Annotated in this window: 15 protein-coding genes; 1 reads left to right on the plus strand and 14 read right to left on the minus strand. The window is 62.8% G+C overall.

Annotated features, from left to right (window positions below; genetic code table 11):
* Position 1 precedes the first annotated feature (1 nt).
* The 3 genes from rd to NQ519_RS00665 all read right to left on the minus strand — a co-directional run bounded on the left by rd (position 2) and on the right by NQ519_RS00665 (position 5,536).
* Complete coding sequence (gene rd / locus NQ519_RS00655) at positions 2-739, minus strand: rubredoxin (RefSeq protein WP_019149999.1); 738 nt, start codon at positions 737-739, stop codon at positions 2-4.
* Between the two features lie 103 nt (positions 740-842).
* Entirely contained in the window at positions 843-2,555 is a 1,713-nt protein-coding gene (locus tag NQ519_RS00660; protein ID WP_026076365.1) for a TonB-dependent receptor, read from the minus strand.
* Positions 2,556-2,557: 2 nt separating this feature from the next.
* Positions 2,558-5,536, minus strand: a complete 2,979-nt coding sequence (locus NQ519_RS00665) for a tetratricopeptide repeat protein (protein WP_019149997.1) — start codon at positions 5,534-5,536, stop codon at positions 2,558-2,560.
* Between the two features lie 111 nt (positions 5,537-5,647).
* Here NQ519_RS00665 and NQ519_RS00670 point away from each other — a divergent pair, with 111 nt between their 5' ends.
* A complete protein-coding gene (locus tag NQ519_RS00670) occupies positions 5,648-6,055 on the plus strand; it encodes an OsmC family protein (RefSeq protein ID WP_026076364.1) in 408 nt (135 codons plus the stop codon).
* Positions 6,056-6,103: 48 nt separating this feature from the next.
* On the opposite strand, the gene NQ519_RS00675 is transcribed toward NQ519_RS00670, so the two are convergent.
* From NQ519_RS00675 to NQ519_RS00725, 11 genes are all read right to left on the minus strand, one after another.
* Positions 6,104-7,342, minus strand: coding sequence for a TolC family protein (locus tag NQ519_RS00675; protein WP_019149995.1), 1,239 nt, complete (start codon positions 7,340-7,342; stop codon positions 6,104-6,106).
* Positions 7,339-10,371, minus strand: a complete 3,033-nt coding sequence (locus tag NQ519_RS00680) for an efflux RND transporter permease subunit (protein ID WP_019149994.1) — start codon at positions 10,369-10,371, stop codon at positions 7,339-7,341. Before NQ519_RS00680 ends, NQ519_RS00675 begins: the two co-directional genes overlap by 4 nt.
* Positions 10,372-10,378: 7 nt before the next feature.
* On the minus strand, positions 10,379-11,407 hold the full coding sequence (locus tag NQ519_RS00685) for an efflux RND transporter periplasmic adaptor subunit (protein WP_044118593.1): 1,029 nt from the start codon (positions 11,405-11,407) through the stop codon (positions 10,379-10,381).
* A gap of 136 nt (positions 11,408-11,543) precedes the next feature.
* The gene (locus NQ519_RS00690) at positions 11,544-12,650 is read right to left on the minus strand and encodes a BT_3928 family protein (RefSeq protein WP_019149992.1); all 1,107 of its coding nucleotides are present in this window, start codon (positions 12,648-12,650) and stop codon (positions 11,544-11,546) included.
* The gene (locus tag NQ519_RS00695) at positions 12,647-13,333 is read right to left on the minus strand and encodes a dTMP kinase (RefSeq protein ID WP_019149991.1); all 687 of its coding nucleotides are present in this window, start codon (positions 13,331-13,333) and stop codon (positions 12,647-12,649) included. Before NQ519_RS00695 ends, NQ519_RS00690 begins: the two co-directional genes overlap by 4 nt.
* Before the next feature lie 140 nt (positions 13,334-13,473).
* Positions 13,474-14,694 (minus strand): SufS family cysteine desulfurase, encoded by a 1,221-nt coding sequence (locus tag NQ519_RS00700; RefSeq protein WP_019149990.1) that lies wholly within the window; start codon positions 14,692-14,694, stop codon positions 13,474-13,476.
* 2 nt (positions 14,695-14,696) lie between these two features.
* Positions 14,697-15,518, minus strand: coding sequence for a SufD family Fe-S cluster assembly protein (locus NQ519_RS00705; protein ID WP_019149989.1), 822 nt, complete (start codon positions 15,516-15,518; stop codon positions 14,697-14,699).
* Entirely contained in the window at positions 15,518-16,270 is a 753-nt protein-coding gene (gene sufC / locus NQ519_RS00710; RefSeq protein WP_019149988.1) for a Fe-S cluster assembly ATPase SufC, read from the minus strand. Before sufC ends, NQ519_RS00705 begins: the two co-directional genes overlap by 1 nt.
* Positions 16,264-16,836: a flavodoxin family protein gene (locus tag NQ519_RS00715; protein WP_019149987.1), complete on the minus strand. Its 573-nt coding sequence runs from the start codon at positions 16,834-16,836 to the stop codon at positions 16,264-16,266. The genes sufC and NQ519_RS00715 overlap by 7 nt, the downstream gene beginning before the upstream one ends.
* Before the next feature lie 8 nt (positions 16,837-16,844).
* Positions 16,845-18,290: a Fe-S cluster assembly protein SufB gene (sufB, locus tag NQ519_RS00720; RefSeq protein ID WP_019149986.1), complete on the minus strand. Its 1,446-nt coding sequence runs from the start codon at positions 18,288-18,290 to the stop codon at positions 16,845-16,847.
* Between the two features lie 214 nt (positions 18,291-18,504).
* Positions 18,505-21,030, minus strand: a complete 2,526-nt coding sequence (locus tag NQ519_RS00725) for a hypothetical protein (protein ID WP_019149984.1) — start codon at positions 21,028-21,030, stop codon at positions 18,505-18,507.
* Positions 21,031-21,036: the final 6 nt, after the last annotated feature.

The following is a 21,036-nucleotide window of genomic DNA, read 5'->3' on the forward strand; positions in this document are numbered from 1 at the left end:
TTTACTCCTCGATCGCCTCGAAATCGGACTTGTAGAGTCCGCAGATCGGGCAGGTCCAGTCGTCGGGAATCTCGTCGAACGGCGTTCCGGGAGCGATGCCGGTCTCGGGATCGCCCTTGGCGGGGTCGTAGACGTAATCGCAGGCCGTACACTTGTACCGCTTCGGAATGCAGCGGTCGGCGACCTTCTGCCAGTCGATCAGCTCCCAGAAAGCGGCCATGAACTCGGCCCGGCGGTTGCGGTAGTCGATATAGTAGGCGTGCTCCCAAACGTCGGCCGTCATCACCGGACGCAGACCGTCGGTCATCGGATTGCCGGCGTTCGACTTGGCGACGATCGACAGCTTGCCGGCCTTGTCCAGCGCCAGCCAGGCCCATCCCGAACCGAAAAGCCCCACGGCAGCCTTGGTGAACTCCTCCTTGAAAGCCTCCACCGAACCGAACGCCTCGGCGAGCTTTGCGGTCAGCTTCGCAGGCATGGGCTTCTGGGCAGGAGTCAGCATCCGGAAAAAGAAAGTATGGTTCCAGGTCTGGGCGGCGTTGTTGAATATGCCGCCGTCGGCCTTGCGGACGATCTCGTCGAGCGGCATCTCCTCGTAAGGCGTACCGGGGATCAGCTTGTTCAGGTTGTCCACATAGGTTTGCAGATGCTTGCCGTAGTGGTAGTCGAGCGTCTCTTTGCTCATCTTCGGAGCAAGCGCTTCCAATGCGTAGGGAAGCTCAGGCATCGTGTGTTTCATAGTCGTGTGCGTTAATGAATTAAACTTGTCCGAAGTTAGCAATAATTTCCGTCGGCCCGTCACGCCGAGCCGAAAATGATCATCATTAAAACGAATTCAGCTCTCAGAAGTTGGCCTTGACGCCGACCGTGAAACCGGCTCCCTGCTCGGGATACCACGGATACTCGTAAAGGTCGCGGTCGGCGAGGTTGCGCCCCTCGGCAAAGAGCGTCACGCGCCCCGAAACCTTCCAGTCGAAATTCACCCGCAGATCGACGGCGAAGGGCGCCTTGAAGGAATTCAGCACGACGGGCAGCGCGCGGATGCCGGCGGGATCATACGCATAGGCGGACCAGCGGCGGACGCCCTGCATCAGCGCCTTCACCCCGAACGAGATCTTGCGGCCCTCGTAGGCGACACCGACGTTTCCGGCGATCGAGGGCGCTCCGTTTTTCAGGTCCGTTTCGTCGTTGTAGAGACAGCCGTGCACCGCCAGGTCGAATTTCAGCACGCTCAGGGGCCGGTATTCGATCTCGCCGTTGAACGATGTCACGGTCTGGCGCGCCGTCACGGGAACGAAAGCACCGAAGAACCCGGCGTTTTCGGGATCGTCGGACCAGAGGGCCGTCCAAAAGAGCCGGTTGTCGTGAATCGAGACGCCCGCATAGAGGCGGTAACTGAAGCGGCTGCGCCACAGGCTGCCGCCCACCCCGAGGCGGAAATCGTAATCGACCGAGCTCTTATCGAGCCACGTCGAAGCCGTCACATAGGAATTTTGGAGCGTCAGCGACCGGAAATCGTTCGGTTTCACGGCGCCGTCGGCCTCGAAGAAAGGCCGCAGCCCCGGCGTCCCGAGATTGAAATCGAGCCGGGCATAGGGAATCACGTAATTTTCGGCATCCGCCCCCTCGATCTTGTCGTGGTAGTAGTCGGCCCCGACATCGAGGCGCACCACCCCGCCCGCGAAGCCGTAGCGCAGGGCGGCATGGATCAGCTGCTGGGTGTTCTCCGAGATGGATTTCTGCCCGGCCAGCCGCTCGTAGCCCGCTTCGAGCGAAAAACTGCTGCGGCCGAACCCGCGGGCGATCTTCGCCCGGGCCTCCAGCGATGTCTGGCGGGCCTTCTCGCCGTAACCGGGCCAGTCGGAGTGGTCGAAGAACATGCCGCCGCCCAGCGCGATTTCGAAGTTCGTGCGGCCGAGGTCCTGGAAATCGTCCCCTAAACGCACGGCGACATGCGCATCGCCGTAGTCGTTTCTGTCGCCTGCCCCGAATTCCTGTTCGAGCCCGGCAGGGGCATAAGCCCCGTAGCGGTGGTACATCCGGTTGTCGTAGTAAAGATCGCCTTCGAGGATATGCTTCCCGAAATATTTGCCCGCAGCTGCCCCGATGCGGTTGAACATCCGCGTCGAGGGGTTCTTCACGCCGAAATCGTTCCGGATCTTGGCATACTGCCCCTCGTGGTTGACGTAGCCTATGACATAACCCGTCGAAGGATTCTGCGACGAGGCGTAGAAATCCAGCACCGAATTGAGCGGATACCCCGCTCCGGCCTTCACGTAAAAGGGCAGCGGGCGGTTGAACTCCCAGTAGGTCACCGTCGCCGGGCGTATCGGGCGCGTCGAGAGCGTCGTGCGCAGCGACAGCGGCGTGATGGTATAGTCGATTTCGGGACGCAGGCGCGTCGTGTCGGTCATATCGGGCCGGACGGCCAGCTTCGAAGCGCTCTCCACCTTCGGGACATACGCCTTGGTCACCTCGACCTGTTTTTCGACCTGCGCCGCAGCCAGCTGCGGCAGAACCGCCGCGAACACCGCGGCTATCAAGACTCTCTTCATCGTCAATTCAATTTTGCGATTCGTGCCTTCGCCTCCTCCACAATGCCGTCGTCGGCGGGCGAATAACCGTCGGCGACACTCTGCCACGTCGCCCGGGCCTGGAACGTGTCCCCCTTGCGGACGTAAACGTCGCCCAGCAGAATGAAAGCCCGCGCCAGCCAGTAAGCCTGCGGCTCCCGCTCCGAGAAGGCGAACACGGCGGCTTCGGTCTTGTCCATGTCGCCGCTTTCGAACGTCGATTCGATCACGTAATAGGCGGCTTCGGAGCCCTCCTTCGTGCGCACCTCCTTCGCAAGCTCCTTGTAGAGCTTCACCGCCTCGGCGCTCCGGCCCTCGGCCCGCAGCTGCCCGGCCCAGGCATATTTCGCTTCGCGCAGCGCCACGGCCCCCGCGTCGTCGTGCCCGCAGACATCGGCGGCCATTTCGGCGATCTTCGCCCCGTCGCCCCCGGCCACGGTGGCGCGCACATAACCCGTCATGGCATCCTCGCGGCCCGTCTTGGTCGGCGCCACGTCGTAAAGCCGCCGGTAGGCCGATGCGGCCTCGTCCCAGCGCTTGTCCTCGAACGTCATCCCGGAGAGTTTCTCCAGCACGGCCACGGTATACTGGTTCGTACCCTGCCCGGCCAGCCGGGTCAGCGTCCCGATAGCGTTCTCGCGGTCACCCGCAAGCAGATAGCAGTCGCTCAGGTAGTAGAGCGCATCGGTCAGGTAATAGCCTTTGGGATAGCTCGCCACATAGCTGCGCAGCGACTTGGCGGCGGCATCCCGCTGCCCGCCGAGGTAGAGCTTCTGCGCCGCGGCGAACGACAGCGAATCGCGCGACAGAGCCGTCAGGTCGCTTTCCACGCCCGCCTTGGCGGCATAGTCGAAATAGGCGTCCACATCGCCCTCCGAAACGTAGATCTCGCGGATCGACTGCATCGCGCCCTTGGCCTCGGCCGACTGGGGCGACGCCCCGACCACCCGGTCGTAGCAGGCCAGCGACTTCTGCTTGTCGCCGAGATTCAGGTAAGCCAGCCCCAGATCGGAATAAGCCTGCATACAGCGCGGCGAAGCGGGATAGGCAGCGACGAACTTTTCGAGCTGCGCGGCGCCCTCGGCATATTTTTCCTGCGCGATGTAGCTGCGTCCCAGCTCGTAAGAGGCTTCGTCGGCATAGTCCCCGCCCGCAGCGGCGATCTGCCGCAGGGCCTGCTGCTTTTGGTCCGTATGGCCCAGAATGCCGAACGTGATGGCCCGTTTGTACTGAGCATATCGCTTTTCGGGCGTTCCCAGCGCGATGGCCTTGTCGTACTCCCCCACGGCCGCTTCGAACCGCCGGTCGGAATAGGCCGCGTCGCCCAATCGGTTCAGCGCGTCGGCGCGGTAGCTGTCGCGCGGCAACCATGCGGCGAGGAACTTGCCGAAAGCCTCCTGCGCCTGCTGGAGATCGTTGCGGTCGAAAGCGCAGTAACCTAAGTTGTACCACGCCAGGGCATATTCGCGCTCGGTGCGGGGCGCCCGTTTCAGGTAGGCGTTGTATTTGGCGGCGGCAACGGCGTAATCGCCCTGCGCAAAGGCGATCTCGCCCTGCCAGAAAGAGGTCAGAGCCGAGTATTTCGGACTGACGTTCACCGCCGCGGACTCCGCGAGGTAGCTTTGCGCAGCTTTCAGATCGCCGGAGGAGTAAGCCTCCAGCCCGCGGAAATAGGCTATTTTCTGCAACGCCGCGCGGATGTCGGCATCGCCCGAAGGCATCGCCTTGATGGCGCGGTAGGCGGCATCGTAGTCGCGGGAGTTGTAGTAGGCGGCGATCAGCAGCGTCCGGGCCTCCTCCGCGCGCGGCGACGAGGGATAGCGTTCGACATAGCGCGTCAGCACGTTGATCGCGCCGTTGAAGGCTCCACCGCCCAGCTCGTATTGCAGTTTGGCATAGTTGAACAGCGCATCTTCGGCGATCGCGGCATCCAGCGACTCGTCCGAAGCCATCGCAAAAGCCTGCATCGCCGACTCCTTGTCCCCGGCGCGCAGGTAGCAGTCGGCCAGGTGGTAGGAGGCGTTCTGCGTCAGGGCGTCCTCGGCGCCGCACGCCTTGCGCAGCCACTCCGCGGCCTCGGGATAGCGGGCCGTGCGGTAGAGCGAGAAGCCTTCGAGATAGGCGGCGTCGCGGTCCATCTCGCCGCCGGCGCTCCGGAAAGCCGCGAGGTGCTCCAGCGTCTTGTTGAAATCCTCCAGCCGGAACCACGATTCGGCCATCACGCGCTCCAGTTCGGCGCGGCGTTCGGGAACCGCCCGGCGGGCCAGCGCCTCGCCGTTCTCGACCACGTAGCGGTAGTTGCCCTCGCGGAACTCGATCTGCAACAGGTAGTACGGCACCACGTCGCCGTAGGCGTCGCTGCGCGCGAGCGTCTCGAAGCCCTGCTTCGCCCGGCCGTAGCGTCCCTCGGCATAGTCGATATAGGCTTTGTAATAACGGGCGTGATCGACATACTCGCTGCGGCTGCCGATGCGGTCGAAATAGCCGTATGCCTTCGCATAATTGCCGTCACCGAACTCGACGTATCCCATGCGGATGTCGTACTGCTCGCGGCGCGGCGCGCTCAGGGCCCTGTAATCGGTCTTTTCGAAGGCTTCGCGGGCCTTCTTCATGTTCCCGGCCGAACAGTAGAACGACCCGAGGGCGAAACGCACGTCGTTGGCGTAGACCGACCCGGGATAACGCTCGTCGAATTCACGCAGGGCCCCTTCGGCATCGGCGCTGCCCAGCTCCACGGCGCAGGCGGCCAGATAGAACTCAACCTCCTGGGCCAGCAGGCGGTCCGAAGGGGTCAGGGCGGCCTTCGCACGCAGGAACTCATGCCGCGCGTCGCTCCAGCGGCCGTAGTCGAACAGGTCGCGGGCGCGCTCCATGAGCGTCCCTATTTCGGGCCCGGCGGCCTGCGCACCGAGGGTGCACGCCGCCGAGGCAAGGATCAGCAACAATATCCGGAATTTTCGCATACGCATATTTTCACTAAATACGGGCAAATATACGAATTTTTACCCATCCGCACACTACCTGAGGAACGGAATTTGCCCTCGGATTATCGTTGAACGAAAAAACCGAAAACCATGATTGAGAAAGTAACTTTACAGATGTCCGAAAACGGAAAATTCCGGACCGCAGACGGCGCCGGATGCGACACGATGAACCCCAAGGCCCTGCTGCTCTACGCCGCCGCGCAATGCGCCGCACAGACGGCGCTGATGATCATGCGGAAAGAGCGCATCGCGCCCAAGCGGTTCGAAATCGGCTTCTCGGGAGAGCTGTCCACCCAGGAACTCCGATCGGAGAGCGTATTCACCTCGTTCCATGTCGTTTACAACGTCGAGTGCGGTTCCGAGGACGACCAGGCGAAAGTCAGCCGCGCCATCGTCCTCACGCACGAAAAACACTGCGGTCTGGTGCGGATGCTGCGGATGATCGCTCCCGTTTCGCACGAAGTCGCGGTAGTGAGTACCGAACCTGCGAAAGCGTGAAATACCCGGCGGTAATAAAAAACGGCGGAGAATATTCTCCGCCGTTTTTTACTGCGCCGTGATGCGCTGGTAGTCGGAGACCGCCACGGCATAGTTGTAGTGCGCCCGGATGGCGTTGGAATAGAGCTGAATCCAGCTGAGCTGGGCTTGCAGGACATCGAGGATCGTCGCAAGCCCCTCGCCGTAGGAATAGGTGCTGATCGAGAGGTTTTCGGCCGCGATGCGGAGGCTCTCCTCCGTGGCATCGACCTGCGCCCGGCTCTGCACCAGCGCCGTCCAGCCGTTCATCTCCTCGCGCACGATGTCGTCGTGGCGCAGCGCGGCGGTCCACTCCTGCTGTCGCTGCACGGCGCGCGCGATCCCCACGGCCCGGCGGCGTTCGCCCCAATGGAAGATCGGCACCGAGAGCTTCACGAAAACCGATCCGTCCACCGTCGTGGCCCCGGTCCGGTTGGGCGAGAAAGGCTGCCACGATCCCCCTACCCCGACGCTCAACTGCGGATTGAAGGGCGCCCGAGCCGAACGGACGCCCCAATCGGCCTGCTCCGCACGCAGCCGTGCGGCAGCATAGTCGGGACGGCGCGCCAGGGCCTCGGCGGACACGACCCGCCCGGGCATCGGAAGCGAATCGCGGATGCTCTGCGCCAGCCGCACGTCGAGCGCAGCATCGGTGCCGCGCAGGATGTTGAAGTTGTGCAGGGCCACTTCGTAACTCTGTTCGGCGCTCACGAGCGAATATTCGGCCTCGCTCAGCCGGGCGTCGATCATCAGCACGTCGCCCTTGGCGATATACCCCTCGGCGAAACGGCGGTCCACGACCTCTTTGAGCGAACGGATGATCGAAACGTACTGGCGCATGGACGCGGCATAGAGCTCCACGGCCGAAAGGTTCCAGTAGGCATAGTCGGCGGCATAACGCACGTCGAGGCGCGAAAACTCCTCGTCGCACAGGGCGATGTCGTAGCCCAGTTCGGCCTGCCGGGCCGAAGCCCGCACCGCACCGCCTCCGTAAACCGTCTGGACCACCTGCGGCAGTACGCCGAAGGTCCACGGCTCGATGCCTTCGTAACGGTGGAAGGTCTTGGTGAAACTCCCGTCCATCGCCAGCCGCGGAAGGTAGCCCGTACGGGCCTGCCCCAGCGTTTCGGCCGCAGCGTCGCTCTGCGAGGCGGCGATCTTCAGTTGCCAGCTGTAATCGGCGACCGCCGCCCGGTAGCCGTCGAGCGAGGTTTGTCCGAACGCCGGCAGGGAGAGGCACAAAAGGAGTATCGAAACTGCGTTTTTCATGGTTTGCGAATGTTATAGAACAAGGCGTAGACCACCGGGAGCACGCAGACCGTCAGCAGCGTAGCCACGAGCAGTCCGCCCATGATCGTGGCGGCCATAGCCCCGAACATCGAGTCGAACAACAGCGGCAGCATGCCCAGAATGGTCGTTCCCGAAGCCATCGCCACGGGGACGATGCGGCTGCGCGTGGCCGACGTCAGCGCCTCGTAGGGGTCCTTGCCGGCGGCCCGGAGCACGCCGATCTGCTCGACGAGCACCACGGCGTTCTTGATGTTCATGCCGACCAGTCCCAGCAGCCCCAGCAGCGAGAAAAAGTTGAACACCTTGCCCGTGACGGCCAGTCCGAGCACCACGCCGATGAAGATGAGCGGTATCATCAGCAGGATGACGACCGGTTCGCGGTAGTTGCGGAACAGCAGCAGCAGGACGATCAGGATCAGCACCAGCGTCAGCGGCATGTATTCGGCCAGCGCCTCGTTGGACTCCTGCTGGCTCTCCTGCTCGCCGAAGATCTTCATCGAATAGCCCTCGGGAAGCACCACGGCGCGGTCGATCGAGTCGCGCAGCGCGGCGAACAGCTGCATGGTGTTGACCCCGCGGGCGGGATCGCACTGCGCCTTCATCACCCGCTGGCGGTTGAAGCGCTTGATGACGCCCGGCCGGAAGTCGAAGCGGAAGCCGTCGGTGGCCTGCTCGATCGAAAACACCTTGCCCGAAGGGCTGAAGATCGGCAGGGCCTGCAAGTTGGTGAGGTTGTAGGAACCGATGTTCTCGTCTTTCAGCAGGATCGGCATGAACTGGTCACCCTCGCGGTATTCGCCCAGCGCGTACCCCTGCGTGGCGATGGTGATGCCCCGGGCCATCTGGCTGCGGGTGATGCCGATGCGCTGGCCCTTCATCTGCGAGTAGACCGGCTGCCACATCGGCACGCGGTTGCCCCAGCCGTTGCGGATGTTCACCGCCCCCGGCGTGCGCCACATCACCTCCTCGGCGGCGGCCGTCAGGCGGCGCAGCGTGTCGGCGTTCTCGCCGATGAAACCGAATTCGATGGCCGCGTCGGGCACGGGCGAGAGCTTGAAGAGCGACGAGCGCAGCCATACGTCGGGGAGATTCGCGGTGACCCAGGCGTTGAACCGCGCCTCGACGGATTCGGTCTGCCGCTTGTCGTGCAGTTCGACGAGGACGTTGCCGAAATTGGGACGCATCGAAACGCTGCTGCTGGCCAGATAGTAGCGCGGCGGCGTGGAGCCGAGCGTCATCGAGACGGTCTTCACCTCGGGCTGTTCGCGGAGCCACTCCTCCATCGAAAGCAGGTTGCGCTCCGTATCGCGGATGTCGTACCCCTCGGGCAGCAACACGTCGGCGCGGAAATAGGGTTTGTCGAGCGACGGGAAGAAGTTCTGAGGCATCAGCCCCATGACGACCAGCGAAAGGGCGAACAGTCCGACGACGACGGCCACGACCGCCCATCGCCGGCGCAGCAGGGCGGCCAGAAAGCGGTCGAAAGCGCGGTAGAATTTCGTGTCGTAGGGATCGCGACCGAGGGGTTTCACCCGCAGCATGAAATTCCCGAACAACGGCGTCTGCGTCAGGGCCAGCACCCAGCTCAGCAGCAGCGAGAGGGCCAGCACGACGAACAGCGGCTTCACGATCTCGGCCACCGACGAAGGGGCCAGATACAACGGCAAGAACGAGAATATGGCGATCAGCGTGGCACCCAGCAGGCTCCACCGCGGGGCGTTGGCTCCATCGACGACGGCCTTGCTTCGCCCCGCGCCCCGCAGCATGGCCTGCTGCGCATTGTCGGTGACGACGATGGCGTTATCGACGAGCATGCCCATAGCGATGATGAATCCCGCCAGCGAAGTGCGGTTCAGCCCCTCGCCCAGAAACTGCATCAGCAGCAGCGTGCCGCCGATCGAGAACAACAGCGAACTGCCGATCAGCACCCCGGCGCGGAAACCCATGACGAGCATGATGATCAGGATGACGATCGCCACCGACTCGGCCAGATTGAGGATGAACGTGGAGTTGGCCTCGCGGGCGATGCGGTTTTCGGGATAGAGCACCGTCAGCTCCATGCCCACGGGCATCTGGCGCGTGAGCGAGGCCAGCACGCCGTCGATCTTCGCTCCGGCCTTCACCACATCGACGCCCGCTTCGGTCGAGATGCCGATGCCCACGGCCCGGCGGCCATCGACGCGCATCATCGTCTGCGGCGGCTCGGCGTAACCCCGCTCGACGCGGGCGATGTCGCCCAAGCGGTACTGCTTGCCCGAGGTGGCGAACAGCAGCTGGTCCGCCAGGTCGTCGAGCGTCTTGTAGGTCCCGTCTTCGAGAATCTGTATGCGGAGCTTCCCGGCCTGCTTCTCCCCGCTATCGACGATGGAGTTCTGCTGGCCGATGGTCGAGACGATGGTTTCGGGGCGGATGGAGAAGTTGGCCAGCGCCGCAAGGCTGACGTAGACGTTGACCACGGGCGTCTGTTCGCCGTAAAGGGTCACTTTCTGCACGCCGTCGATCGTCACGAGGGCCGTTTTCAGCCGCTGGGCCCAGTCGCGCAGCTCCGACCACGAGAATCCTCCATCGACGGAGAGTCCGTAATAGATGCCGTAAACATCGCCGAAATCGTCGGCGACGGTGATCTGCGACGCCCCGGCGGGCAGTTTCGGCTGGACGTTGAGCACCTTGCGGCGCAGTTCGTCCCACAGCTGGGGAATCTCGCGGGCAGGCGTGGCGGGGTCCAGTTCGACCTGGATCTTCGAAACGCCGTAATAGGATTCGGAAGTGATCTTGTGCACGAGGCGCATCGACTGCACCTCGCGTTCGATGGGCTCGGTAATGAGCTCCTCGACCTCCGGAGGCGTAGCTCCCGGGTAGGAGCAGACGAGCGACGCCGATTTGATGACGAAGACCGAATCCTCTTTCTTGCCCAGCGTCGAGAAGCCCAGCGCCCCGCCGGCCAGCAGGACGAAGAGGAAAAACCAAATCACTTTGGCGTTTCGCAGGGAATATTCGGGCAGGTTCATCGCAGCGTCATCTTAAAATCCGGACCCGCTCCCCTTCACGCAGCTGGTAGACGCCGGCCGTGACGACCCTGTCGCCCGGAGCGACGCCGCTGTCGATGACCACGCGGTCGCGGCCGAACAACTCCCCGGGCTTCACCTCGCGGCGCGTGACGCGGTCGTCGGCGCCCACGATCCAGACATAGGTGCCGCCCTCGGCCGGAGCGTAGACGGCCGACACGGGCAGCGACACGGCGTCGGGAACCGGATCGGCGCTCTGCATGGTGATCGTGCACGACATGCCGGGCGAAATGCGGTAACGCGCCGGATCGGGATTTTCGAGAGTCAGCGACACGGGGAATCCCGAAGCGTCGGACGAGGTTTCGACATACTCCTTCAGGCGGGCCGGAATCGCCGCGCCCCGGTAATTGTCGAACTCGACGGTGAAACGCGTCGAACTGTCCCGCAGCAGCGACAGCCCGGTTTCGGGAAGGGTGAACTGGACAGTGGTGGTGACGGGGTTGACCAGCCGAAGGATCGACTGTCCGGCCTGCACCCGTTCGAAATTATCGACGTATTTGCGCTCGACGACCCCGGCGAACGGAGCCCTCAGGCGCGTGTCTTTCAGCAGATCGAGGGTGTTTTCATAGGTGGAGCGCGCCTGCGCATAGCGCGTCGAGGCGGCCTCGGCCTCCTGCCGCGACACGGCCTCGTGCTCCACGAGACGCTGCATGCGCTGCTGCTGCGAGCGGGCCTCCTCGAAGGCCGAGCGCGTCGCCGCCACCTGCAACTCGATGTCCCGGGGGTCCAGTTCGGCGAGCAGCGCCCCTTTCTTCACGCTCTGCCCCTGCGCGACAGGAACGTCGAGGACCTGCCCCGCCACCTTGAAAGCGAGGTTCACGGCATCGTCGGGGGTGGCCATACCGGCAAAATCCTTGTCGATGATGCCTGCGCCCGCGGCCGTCGTGACCTTCACGGAACGCACCGTCTCGGGAGCCGGGGTTTTGCGGCCGCACGCCCCGGCAAGCAGGGCGATCGTCAAAAGAGGTAAAATACGCATATGAAAAAAGTTGACACTCTTCTTTTTCTACGCTCGGCATAGTCCGAAACCGAGTTTCGGCTCTGCCCTCGCTAAACGAAAAAGTTGACACAGATTTCTCTGTGTCAACTTTTATACCACATCCCGCCGAACGCCCCTACGGACGAATATCGCGACAGTTCTTTTTAGCCGTGATGGTTCCGTCGTCCAGCACCACCAGTCCGTTGTCGGCCCGAAGCATGGTTTTCATCGTCGAGGCGTCGATGTTGTAGCAGCGCACCTCCCCCGAACCGAAATCGTGCCACGTGACCCCGTACAGCGGATCGGGCGTCAGGCAGACCACATGGGCGCCCTCCTCCCGGGCGTGTTCCACCAGCCGGGCCATACGCCGGGCGCAGGGACGCGGCAGGCGGTCGAACTCCGTGACGCAGAGCATGTAAACCCGTCCGGGCATGGTCAACACCTCCTCCGTGGCGTCGCCCTCGGCGTCGCGCAGGGCGAATTCGCTCACCAGCGGCCGCACCGACGGCAGCTCGCTCACGGTGCGGGTGTCCACCCATTCCCACTTCTCGGCGTCCTGCCACTCGGTGTCGTCCAATGAAAACTCCCGCTCGCGGCCTGTCTTCCGGTTGCGGTAGACCAGCACGGTTTCCGACTCGCCGGACTCGACGGCAGGCTCCTGCATCGCCTCGTGGATGTTGACCCCGACCTTATAAGGCAGGAAGTCGATCAGCGGCAGATGGATATAGCAGTAGTAACCCAGATACATCGAGAGGAAGAAGAACGTGCAGGTGAGCACGATCTCCAGGGGTTTGAACGCGAAGATCTTGTCGGGACGGTAGCGCCACCACACCACGAATGCCATCGGCAGCAGGGCGACATTCTTGGCGAAAGTCTCCCAGGGAGTGAGTTTCAGCGCCTCGCCGAAGCATCCGCAGTCCTCGACGGGGATCAGCGTGGCGCTGAGCAGCGTCAGCAGCGTGAAGAAGATCATCGAAACCAACGCGAAGATCGAAATCAGACGGATGCGGACCTTGAGCAGCAGCATGCACCCCATCATCAGCTCGGCGCCGCACAGCCAGATCGAGAAGGTCATCGACGCAGGTTGCAGGTACTCCATGCCGTAGATCGAGAGGTATTCGTTGACCTTCAACGCCGTGCCCCACGGGTCGATCACCTTCGAGAAGCCCGAAAGGATGAACGTGCAGGCGAGGATCAGCCGGCAGACGTTCGCCAGAATCTTGAAAGCCCGGGTCCTCCTCATCGTGCGTCGAGTATCGGGGCCAGCACGGCCCGTATCTTATCGAAAATCCGCCCGGGGCTCTCCATCGCCCCGTTCGCATCGCAGCAATCGACCACGCGCAACGAATCGTCCTTCGCGGCGGCGGCCAGATAGACTTCGCGGACACGCCGCTGCAAGTCGAGGGCCCCCTCGTGAATGTCCTGCCCGCCTTGCAGATAGGTGCGGTCGTCGCCCTCGCGCGCCTCCGAGAGCTTGCGCTCGGTGAAGGCGAAGGGCACGTCGAGGAAGAGCGACATATCGGGGCGCGGCAGTCCGTTGTAACCGAATTCGAGGTCGAGAATCCATTGCGCGAGTCGGTCGCGCGGCTCCCCGGCAGGAAGTTTCGCACACTGGAAGCCTACGTTCGAGTAGACATAGCGGTCGAGGATCACGGCTTTGCCCGCGGCGATCCACGCCCGGATCTGCGAAGCCGCCGCGGCGCGGTCGCCCGCGAAGAGCAGGGCCACGAGATAGGGATCGACCTCGTTCACGCCGCCGAACTCCCCCCGGAGAAAACGGGCGATCAACTCGCCGTAGACCGGAGCGTCGAAGCGCGGAAAATGCACATACTCGCTCTCCACGCCCCGTTCCGAGAGGAGTTGTCGCAACATGCGGACCTGGGTCGATTTGCCCGCCCCGTCCAAGCCTTCGAGTACGATGAACATAGGTAGTAGTCTTGTTTATAATTAAAAATCAAGAATGAAAAATTAAAAATTCCATTTTCCCGTCCGACATCCTACGACACGGATTTTCGACATGAATCCCAATTTTCAATTCTCAATTTTTCATTTTCAATTGCCAATATTCAGTTGCGCAGCATCCGCACGGCCCGTTCGACCCCGGCGGCCAGCGCATCGGCCTCCGCAAGCGTATTGTACAGCGCGAACGAGGCCCGGCACATGCCCGTCGTGGCGTAGTGGTCCATCACGGGTTCGGCGCAGTGCTGGCCCGTGCGGACCGCAATGCCCAGTTTGTCGAGGATCATCCCCATATCGTAGGGATGCACCCCCTCGACGTTGAACGACACGATGGCGCACTTGCCGGGCGCCGTGCCGTAGATCCGCAGTCCGTCGATGGCTGACAGCCGCTCCGTGGCGCGGCGCAGCAGCGACTCTTCGTGCGCCTCGATCTCCGCCGGATCGAACCGCTGCACGAACTTCACCGCCTCGCCCAATCCGATGGCACCCACGAAATTGGCCGTTCCGGCCTCGAATTTCAGCGGCACGGGGGCATAGGTGGTCTCCTCGAAAGTCACCGTATCGACCATATCGCCGCCCCCGAGGAACGGCGGCATCCGCTCCAACAGCTCCCGCTTGCCGTACAGCACGCCGATGCCCGTCGGACCGTAGAGCTTGTGGCCCGAAAAGGCGTAGAAATCGCAGTCCATCTCCCGGACGTTCACCCCGCCGTGGACCACGCCCTGACAGCCGTCCACGACGACGACGGCCCCGACGGCATGCGCCGCTTCGATAACGGGCCGCAGGTCGGGCCGCGTACCGAGCGTGTTCGACGCCTGCGTCACGGCCACCACACGGGTCCGTTCGTCCACGAGTTCCGGCAGCAGCTCCGTGCGCAGCGCTCCCGCATCGTCGAACGGCAGCACGCGGATCTCGGCCCCCTTGCGCCGGGCCAGCAGCTGCCACGGCACGATGTTCGAGTGGTGTTCCATCTCGCTGACGAGGATGTTGTCCCCGGCCCCGACGAAGGCGTCGCCCCAGGCATAGGCCACCGTGTTGAGCGACGCCGTGGCGCCCGCCGTGAAGACGATCTCCTCCTTCTCGGCCGCCCCGACGAACGCGGCGATCCGCTCCCGAGCCGCCTCGTACAACTCCGTGGCCTGCTCCGAGAGATAATGCACCCCGCGATGGATGTTCGAGTTCAGGCCCCGGTAGAGGTCGTCGATCGTATCTATCACCTGACGAGGCTTTTGCGCCGTGGCTCCGCTGTCGAGGTAAACCAACGGCCGGCCGTAGACCTCGCGGTGCAGGATCGGGAACTCCTCCCGTATTTTTTCGATGTCGAGCATATTCACAGTTTTTCCATTTTCGCCGAAGCCAGCTCCATGACGGCCCCGCACAGCGGCTCGATGCCGCAGCGGGTCACAACGTCGCCGACGAATCCCTCGATCTGCAATCGCCGGGCCTGCGCCTCGCTCAGCCCCCGCTGGCGCATGTACAGAACCGCATCGGCATCCATCTGCCCCACCGTCGCGCCGTGCGAACACTTCACGTCGTCGGCATAGATCTCCAGCTGCGGCTGGGTGGTGATGCGCGCCGTCTCGCTGAGCAGGATGTTGCGGCTCTGCTGGCGGGCGTCGGTGCGCTGGGCGCCGGGAGCGACGTAGACCAGTCCGCAGAACTCCCCGACGGCCTGCCCCCCGGCAACGCCCTTGACATAGGAGTCGCTGCGGCAGTCGGCGGCATTGTGCGCCGTGCGGAGTTTCACGACGCAATGTTCGCTGTCGGCGGCGAGGAACACCCCGCCCAACTCGTTTTCGGCATCCGTACCGTCGAGGTCGATGCGGTACGAGGCGTTGGCGCTCGACAGCTGCACCGTCGTCAGGCGGCAGCGGCTGCGGGCGGCCTGCTTCACCGCAACCTCGGCGAAAGCCTCCGCGACGAACAGTTCGGTCAGCACTAACTGCGCCTCTTCGGCCAGCTCCAGCGTCAGCGACGAGAGGTCGGGGGCGGTGTGCAGCACGACCAGATGCGCCGAAGCCCCCGCAGACACCTCGACGTGCAGGCTTCGGGGATCGACCGCCGCGAACGGTTCGCCCGCGGCCCCGTCGATCCGGAGCACCCCGCCGTCCGCCGGACGGAACCCGCGGATTATGTCGAGAATCGTCTCCATCACTTGTCGTATTCGTTGATGAGCCAGTCGTAACCCTCCTTTTCGAGCTTGAGCGCCAGCGACTTGTCCCCGGAGTAGATGATGCGCCCCTTGTAGAGCACGTGCACCACGTCGGGGACGATATAGTCCAGCAGACGCTGGTAGTGGGTGATGACCACCGTGGCGTTATCCGCCCGGTGGAGCTTGGTGACGCCCGTGGCGACGATCCGCAGGGCGTCGATGTCGAGCCCCGAATCGGTCTCGTCGAGGATCGCCAGCTTCGGGTCGAGCATCGCCATCTGGAAAATCTCGTTCTTCTTCTTCTCGCCGCCCGAGAAACCCTCGTTCACGGCCCGCGAGGTGAGTTTCGACGAAAGCTCCACCACGGCGCTCTTCTCGCGCATCAGGCGCAGGAACTCGGCGGCCGTCAGCGGCTCTTCGCCGCGGAACTTACGCTGTTCGTTGACGGCCAGCTTCATGAAATTGGCCATCGTGACGCCCGGAATCTCCACCGGATACTGGAAGCCCAGGAACAGCCCCAGTCGCGCGCGGTCCTCGATGGACATCGACAGCAGATCGCGGCCCAGAAACTCGGCCGAACCCTCCGTAACGGTGAATTTCTCGTTGCCCGCGAGCACCGACGCCAGCGTCGATTTGCCCGAGCCGTTGGGCCCCATGATGGCGTGCACCTCGCCGGCCTTCACCTCCAGGTCGATGCCCCGGAGAATCTCCTTGCCATCGACCGAGGCGTGCAGATTTTTTACCTTCAACATATCTTCTTTGCCAGTTTTTTACATTTCCCAATCTCCCGGGGCGTCAGTACCCCGTGTTTGCGGCATCCGCCCCGGCCCAAAGTCCCGGCGATCCGGAAACCGCTCCATTTCAATATCTCGCGCAATGCGCGGAACACGCCGGTCGTCTGGCGGAACCACACGCTGAACGGATAGACCGTATTGCACGTGGCGACCAGCACGGCCCGCTTGCCCTTGTGCAGCGGAATCGGCATGCCGTTCTCCCGCTCGCCCATCATCGCATAGACCATCCGGTCGAACAGCACCTTCAACGTCCCGCTCATGTTGCCCCAATAGCAGGGCGACCCGACGATCAGGGCATCGGCCCCGCGAATCGCCTCCGCCGCGCGGTGGGCGTCGTCCTCCGGCAGCACGCAACGCCCCAGCGAACGGCATTTCATACACCCGGTGCAGGGCCGGACCTGCATGTCGCGGACGAACAGCGTCTCGACTTCGCACCCTTCGGGCAGAGCGCCGGCCACATGGCCGAGCAGCTGCGAAACCAGCCCGTCGCAGCGGGGACTTCCGTTTATGACGACGACTTTCATCCTTCAGCCTATCCCACCGATCCCTCCAGCTGCAAGGCCAGCAGTTTCTGCGCCTCGACGGCGAATTCCATCGGCAGTTTCGACAACACCTCGCGGGCATAGCCGTTGACGATCAGCCCCACGGCGTCCTCCGTCGAAAGCCCCCGCTGGTTGCAGTAGAAGAGCTGGTCGTCGGAAATCTTCGAGGTCGTGGCCTCGTGCTCCACGACGCCCGTGCGGTTGCGCACGTCGATCACCGGGAAAGTGTGCGCCCCGCACTTGTCGCCGATCAGCAGCGAATCGCACTGCGAGTAGTTGCGGGCGTTCTCGGCCCCCTTCGCCACGCGGACCATTCCGCGGTAGGAGTTCTCGCTCCGGCCCGCGGAGATGCCTTTCGAGACGATGCGGCTGCGGGTGTTGCGGCCGATATGGATCATCTTCGTGCCCGTGTCGGCCTGCTGGAAATTGTTGGTCATGGCCACCGAGTAGAACTCCCCGACGGAGTTGTCGCCCGCGAGGATGCAGCTCGGGTATTTCCACGTGATCGCCGAACCGGTCTCGACCTGCGTCCACGACAGCCGGGCGTTCTCGCGGCAGATGCCGCGCTTGGTCACGAAATTATAGACGCCGCCGCGACCCTGCCGGTCGCCGGGATACCAGTTCTGAACGGTGGAGTATTTCACCTCGGCGTCCCGCTCGACGACGATCTCCACCACCGCGGCATGCAGCTGGTTCTCGTCGCGCTGGGGCGCGGTGCACCCTTCGAGGTAGCTCACGTAGGCCCCCTCGTCGGCCACGATCAGCGTGCGTTCGAACTGCCCCGTGCCGGCGGCGTTGATGCGGAAATAGGTCGAAAGCTCCATCGGGCAACGCACCCCCTTGGGGATGTAGCAGAACGAACCGTCGGAAAAGACCGCAGCGTTCAGCGCGGCGTAGAAGTTGTCGGTATAGGGCACGACGCTCCCGAGGTATTTTTTCACCAGCTCGGGGAAGTCGCGCAACGCCTCGGAGATCGAACAGAAGATGATACCCTTTTCGGCCAGCGTCTCCTTGAAGGTGGTCTTCACCGACACGGAGTCCATCACGGCATCGACCGCGACGCCCGCCAGGGCCATCTGCTCTTCGAGCGGAATGCCCAGTTTGTCGAACGTGCGTTTCAGCTCGGGATCGACTTCGTCCATCGAGCCGAGCTGTTTCTTGGGCTTGGGAGCCGCATAGTAGATGATCTCCTGAAAGTCGATCGGCGGGATCGTCAGGTGGGCCCACGTCGGAGCCTCCAGCGTCAGCCAATGGCGGTAGGCCGCCACACGGCGTTCGGTCATCCACTCCGGCTCGCCCTTTTTGGCGGAGATCAGCCGCACGACCTCCTCCGAAAGCCCTTTGCCGATGGTTTCGGTCTCGATGTCCGAAGTGAAGCCGTACTTGTATTCCTGCTCTCCGATATTTTCCAGTATGTCTTTCTCTTTTTCTGCCATCACAAGCGAAATATCCTGCGAAGATACAAATAAGCGGGCGCAATTTCAAATTTATTTGAACATTGCCGGGCGGGAGCATCTTCGGCGAAGCCAAAGATACGAAAATCCGTTTACATTTTTACCATCTCCCCAGCAAATCCGGTTCCGAAGCGGTCAAACGGCAAAAAAGGGCGCTCAATTTCTGAGCGCCCTCCCCATTGGATCACCGTGCCACTTATTTCGACGGCGTCCAAGTGATCGAGAAAACATTGATACCGCTGTTCTTACTGTAAATCGTGATCTTCGATCCGGCAGAAGCAGACAAGCAATTATAAGTCAACTTTGCCGCATTCTGCGTCTTATCGGGAGTATCCTGCGTAAGCAATTCCGTACCGTCAACGGCCACAGCCAACGGACGGGCTGCATCTCCGCCGGAAACAGCCTCCACGACCAGTGTACCCGGAGCATCCACCGTAAAGGAGACACATTGCTTGGAAGTGCTGCCCGTACCTCCGTATTGGAAGCGAGTAGCTTTCACACCGTCTGCATTGTTGTTCTGTCCGAACTTGAACTTACCACCGCCGAAGAGAAACGAAAGTCCTTTGTAAGTGAAACCATCCGCATCCTTTTTCAGGTCAGCCGTTTCAGTCATCGTCGCCAAAGCCGCAGCGTTGATGTCCCCCGTGCTGTTGGCGAATCCGGCCCATACAGCCGTAAAATCATCCGCTCCCCATGCCAAAGCAGTTCCCGAACCCGTCGAAGCCTCGGCGACGGTCAGTTTGGCCGTACCGGGATCGGAAGCCTGCGCCGAAGCGTCGGCGGGGGTGGCGACCACCGAAATCATGTATTCACCCACGGCAAGCGCGGCAACCTCAGCGGCGGCAATCGTGTGAGAGGTCGTGTTCACGGTCTCGGAAGTTCCGTTGTTGAAAGTAACGGCATACGATGCAGCTCCCTCGACGGCATCCCACGATGCCACAACCTCCGTCTGTTCGCCTTCGGTGACTTTCGCAGGATCGAGTTTCACGACGGGAGTCGCCAGCTTGGTGTCGTTGACCGTCAGCACGGCGCTGCCGGCGGGCGACGGCTTGTAGAGGAAGTCGGAGGCGGCCGCAGCGGTCACCGAAATCGTATAGGTTCCCGGTTTGAGTTCGGCGACGGTCTCGGCCGGAACGGTCATTTCGGTCGCGGAAACGGTCTCCGAGAGGCGGACGACCTCTTCGGTCTCGCCGACGAGCTTCGTCAGGGCAAGACGGTAGGTATAGGTCGCGGCATTGGGAACGGCGGCCCATGAGAAGGTCACGGGAGTGTTGTCGCCCTTGGTCACCTCGGCGGGTGAGGCCGTAACCGCGGGAGCGGCGAGCGGCGTGGCGTTCTGCCCCGGAGCCTCGGTGCCCTCGTACCAGCCGATGCTGTAAATGTGGTTGATGGTAGCGTCGGTCCAGATCGAAACCACCGCCGAAGCCGGGATGCCCGGGCAGGGAATGTAGACCTTGCCGCGGTTGGCCGCTGTCGGAGCCTCGAAAGGCCCGAAAGCCTTGCCCAGCGCATCAACATAGGCGTAGAAGTTCCGGCCGGTCCCGTTGGCATAGCAGTCAATGGCGATCACGCCCTCGCCCACCACCGAGAACTGCACGGCACGCTGCGTGGGGGCTTCGCCCTCCTTGACGGTCGATTTACCGCGCAGGTCGAGGTAGTTGCAGCCGTAGTCGGCATCGGCCTGAACCTGAACGTTTTTGCCCGAGGCGGCCAGGATCGTGAGGCCGTCGATGGTCTGGTTCGAATCCCAGTTGGCGATCGGCCATTTCGACGCATCGGTGAAATCCCAGAAAGTGGATTGTCCCAGCGTCGTGACGACCAGATTGCCCGACTCGACACCGTCGATGTAAACCGAAATCGAATATTCGGTACGCTCTTTCAGCCTCTCGAAGGTGTAGGTGTGCGCGGCGATCTGCTCCCGGGTCAGCGTGATGTTGCGTTCATCGTCGCCGCCTTTCAGCACGAGGCCCGTGACCTGTCGGTCGGCGCCCCACGAAAGGGTGATCGTCGAAGCGCTCTTGTCGATCACATCGACGTCGATCTTGTCCGATGCGACGAACGTGACGATTCCGCGCACGGCATCGTCGCGCAGCAGCTCGACGGTGTAGGCCGTACCGGTCGTGAGGCCGGTGAGCTCGCATTCGCCGGCGGCGATCTGCTCGGCCGACAACGAGACAGTGCCCACGCCCGGCGTCACGTTCAGAGCGGTGACGTTCGATCCGGCGACCCAGCGCAGGAGAGCGGTAGTGGCCGTAATATCGTCGTCGGAGACCTTGCCGTCGTTCAGGAAAAGATTCTCGACGCCCGTGGCGAAGGTGCACACCGCGGGTTTCGAATCGGCGACGCCCGCGCGCTGCGAAACGGCGACCAGTTCGGCCTTCCACGCACGGTTGCCGGGAAGCTCCCTGAAAGCGTAATCCATCGTCCGGACCGTCGCGCCGTCGCCGTCGAGCGGGGCGATGAGGTCCACCTCGTCGTAAACGCCGCCGTCGCCGTCGGTGTAGGAGAGCGTCAGCGTGTAGTCGGAGACTCCGGTCATGACCGTCCACGAAAAGGCGACGTTCACGTTGTTGGTCAGCGTATAGGTGAAATTCAGCGGGGAGAATTCGCGGTCGTAGGCGATATCCTCGATGATCCCGTCGGGGTCCGAACAGCCGTGAAGCGACGCCGCGCCGGCGAAAAGCATCACGAACAGCAGGATTTTATTGATAGTCGTTTTCATACGTTG

The organism is Alistipes senegalensis JC50 (assembly GCF_025145645.1).
Classification (GTDB): Bacteria; Bacteroidota; Bacteroidia; order Bacteroidales; family Rikenellaceae; genus Alistipes; species Alistipes senegalensis.

Bases quoted from the DNA above. Each gene is read 5' to 3' on its own strand.
- rd (WP_019149999.1), bottom strand. From the start codon at position 739: ATGAAACACACGATGCCTGAGCTTCCCTACGCATTGGAAGCGCTTGCT.
- NQ519_RS00660 (WP_026076365.1), bottom strand. From the start codon at position 2,555: ATGAAGAGAGTCTTGATAGCCGCGGTGTTCGCGGCGGTTCTGCCGCAG.
- NQ519_RS00665 (WP_019149997.1), bottom strand. From the start codon at position 5,536: ATGCGAAAATTCCGGATATTGTTGCTGATCCTTGCCTCGGCGGCGTGC.
- NQ519_RS00670 (WP_026076364.1), top strand. From the start codon at position 5,648: ATGATTGAGAAAGTAACTTTACAGATGTCCGAAAACGGAAAATTCCGG.
- NQ519_RS00675 (WP_019149995.1), bottom strand. From the start codon at position 7,342: ATGAAAAACGCAGTTTCGATACTCCTTTTGTGCCTCTCCCTGCCGGCG.
- NQ519_RS00680 (WP_019149994.1), bottom strand. From the start codon at position 10,371: ATGAACCTGCCCGAATATTCCCTGCGAAACGCCAAAGTGATTTGGTTT.
- NQ519_RS00685 (WP_044118593.1), bottom strand. From the start codon at position 11,407: ATGCGTATTTTACCTCTTTTGACGATCGCCCTGCTTGCCGGGGCGTGC.
- NQ519_RS00690 (WP_019149992.1), bottom strand. From the start codon at position 12,650: ATGAGGAGGACCCGGGCTTTCAAGATTCTGGCGAACGTCTGCCGGCTG.
- NQ519_RS00695 (WP_019149991.1), bottom strand. From the start codon at position 13,333: ATGTTCATCGTACTCGAAGGCTTGGACGGGGCGGGCAAATCGACCCAG.
- NQ519_RS00700 (WP_019149990.1), bottom strand. From the start codon at position 14,694: ATGCTCGACATCGAAAAAATACGGGAGGAGTTCCCGATCCTGCACCGC.
- NQ519_RS00705 (WP_019149989.1), bottom strand. From the start codon at position 15,518: ATGGAGACGATTCTCGACATAATCCGCGGGTTCCGTCCGGCGGACGGC.
- sufC (WP_019149988.1), bottom strand. From the start codon at position 16,270: ATGTTGAAGGTAAAAAATCTGCACGCCTCGGTCGATGGCAAGGAGATT.
- NQ519_RS00715 (WP_019149987.1), bottom strand. From the start codon at position 16,836: ATGAAAGTCGTCGTCATAAACGGAAGTCCCCGCTGCGACGGGCTGGTT.
- sufB (WP_019149986.1), bottom strand. From the start codon at position 18,290: ATGGCAGAAAAAGAGAAAGACATACTGGAAAATATCGGAGAGCAGGAA.
- NQ519_RS00725 (WP_019149984.1), bottom strand. From the start codon at position 21,030: ATGAAAACGACTATCAATAAAATCCTGCTGTTCGTGATGCTTTTCGCC.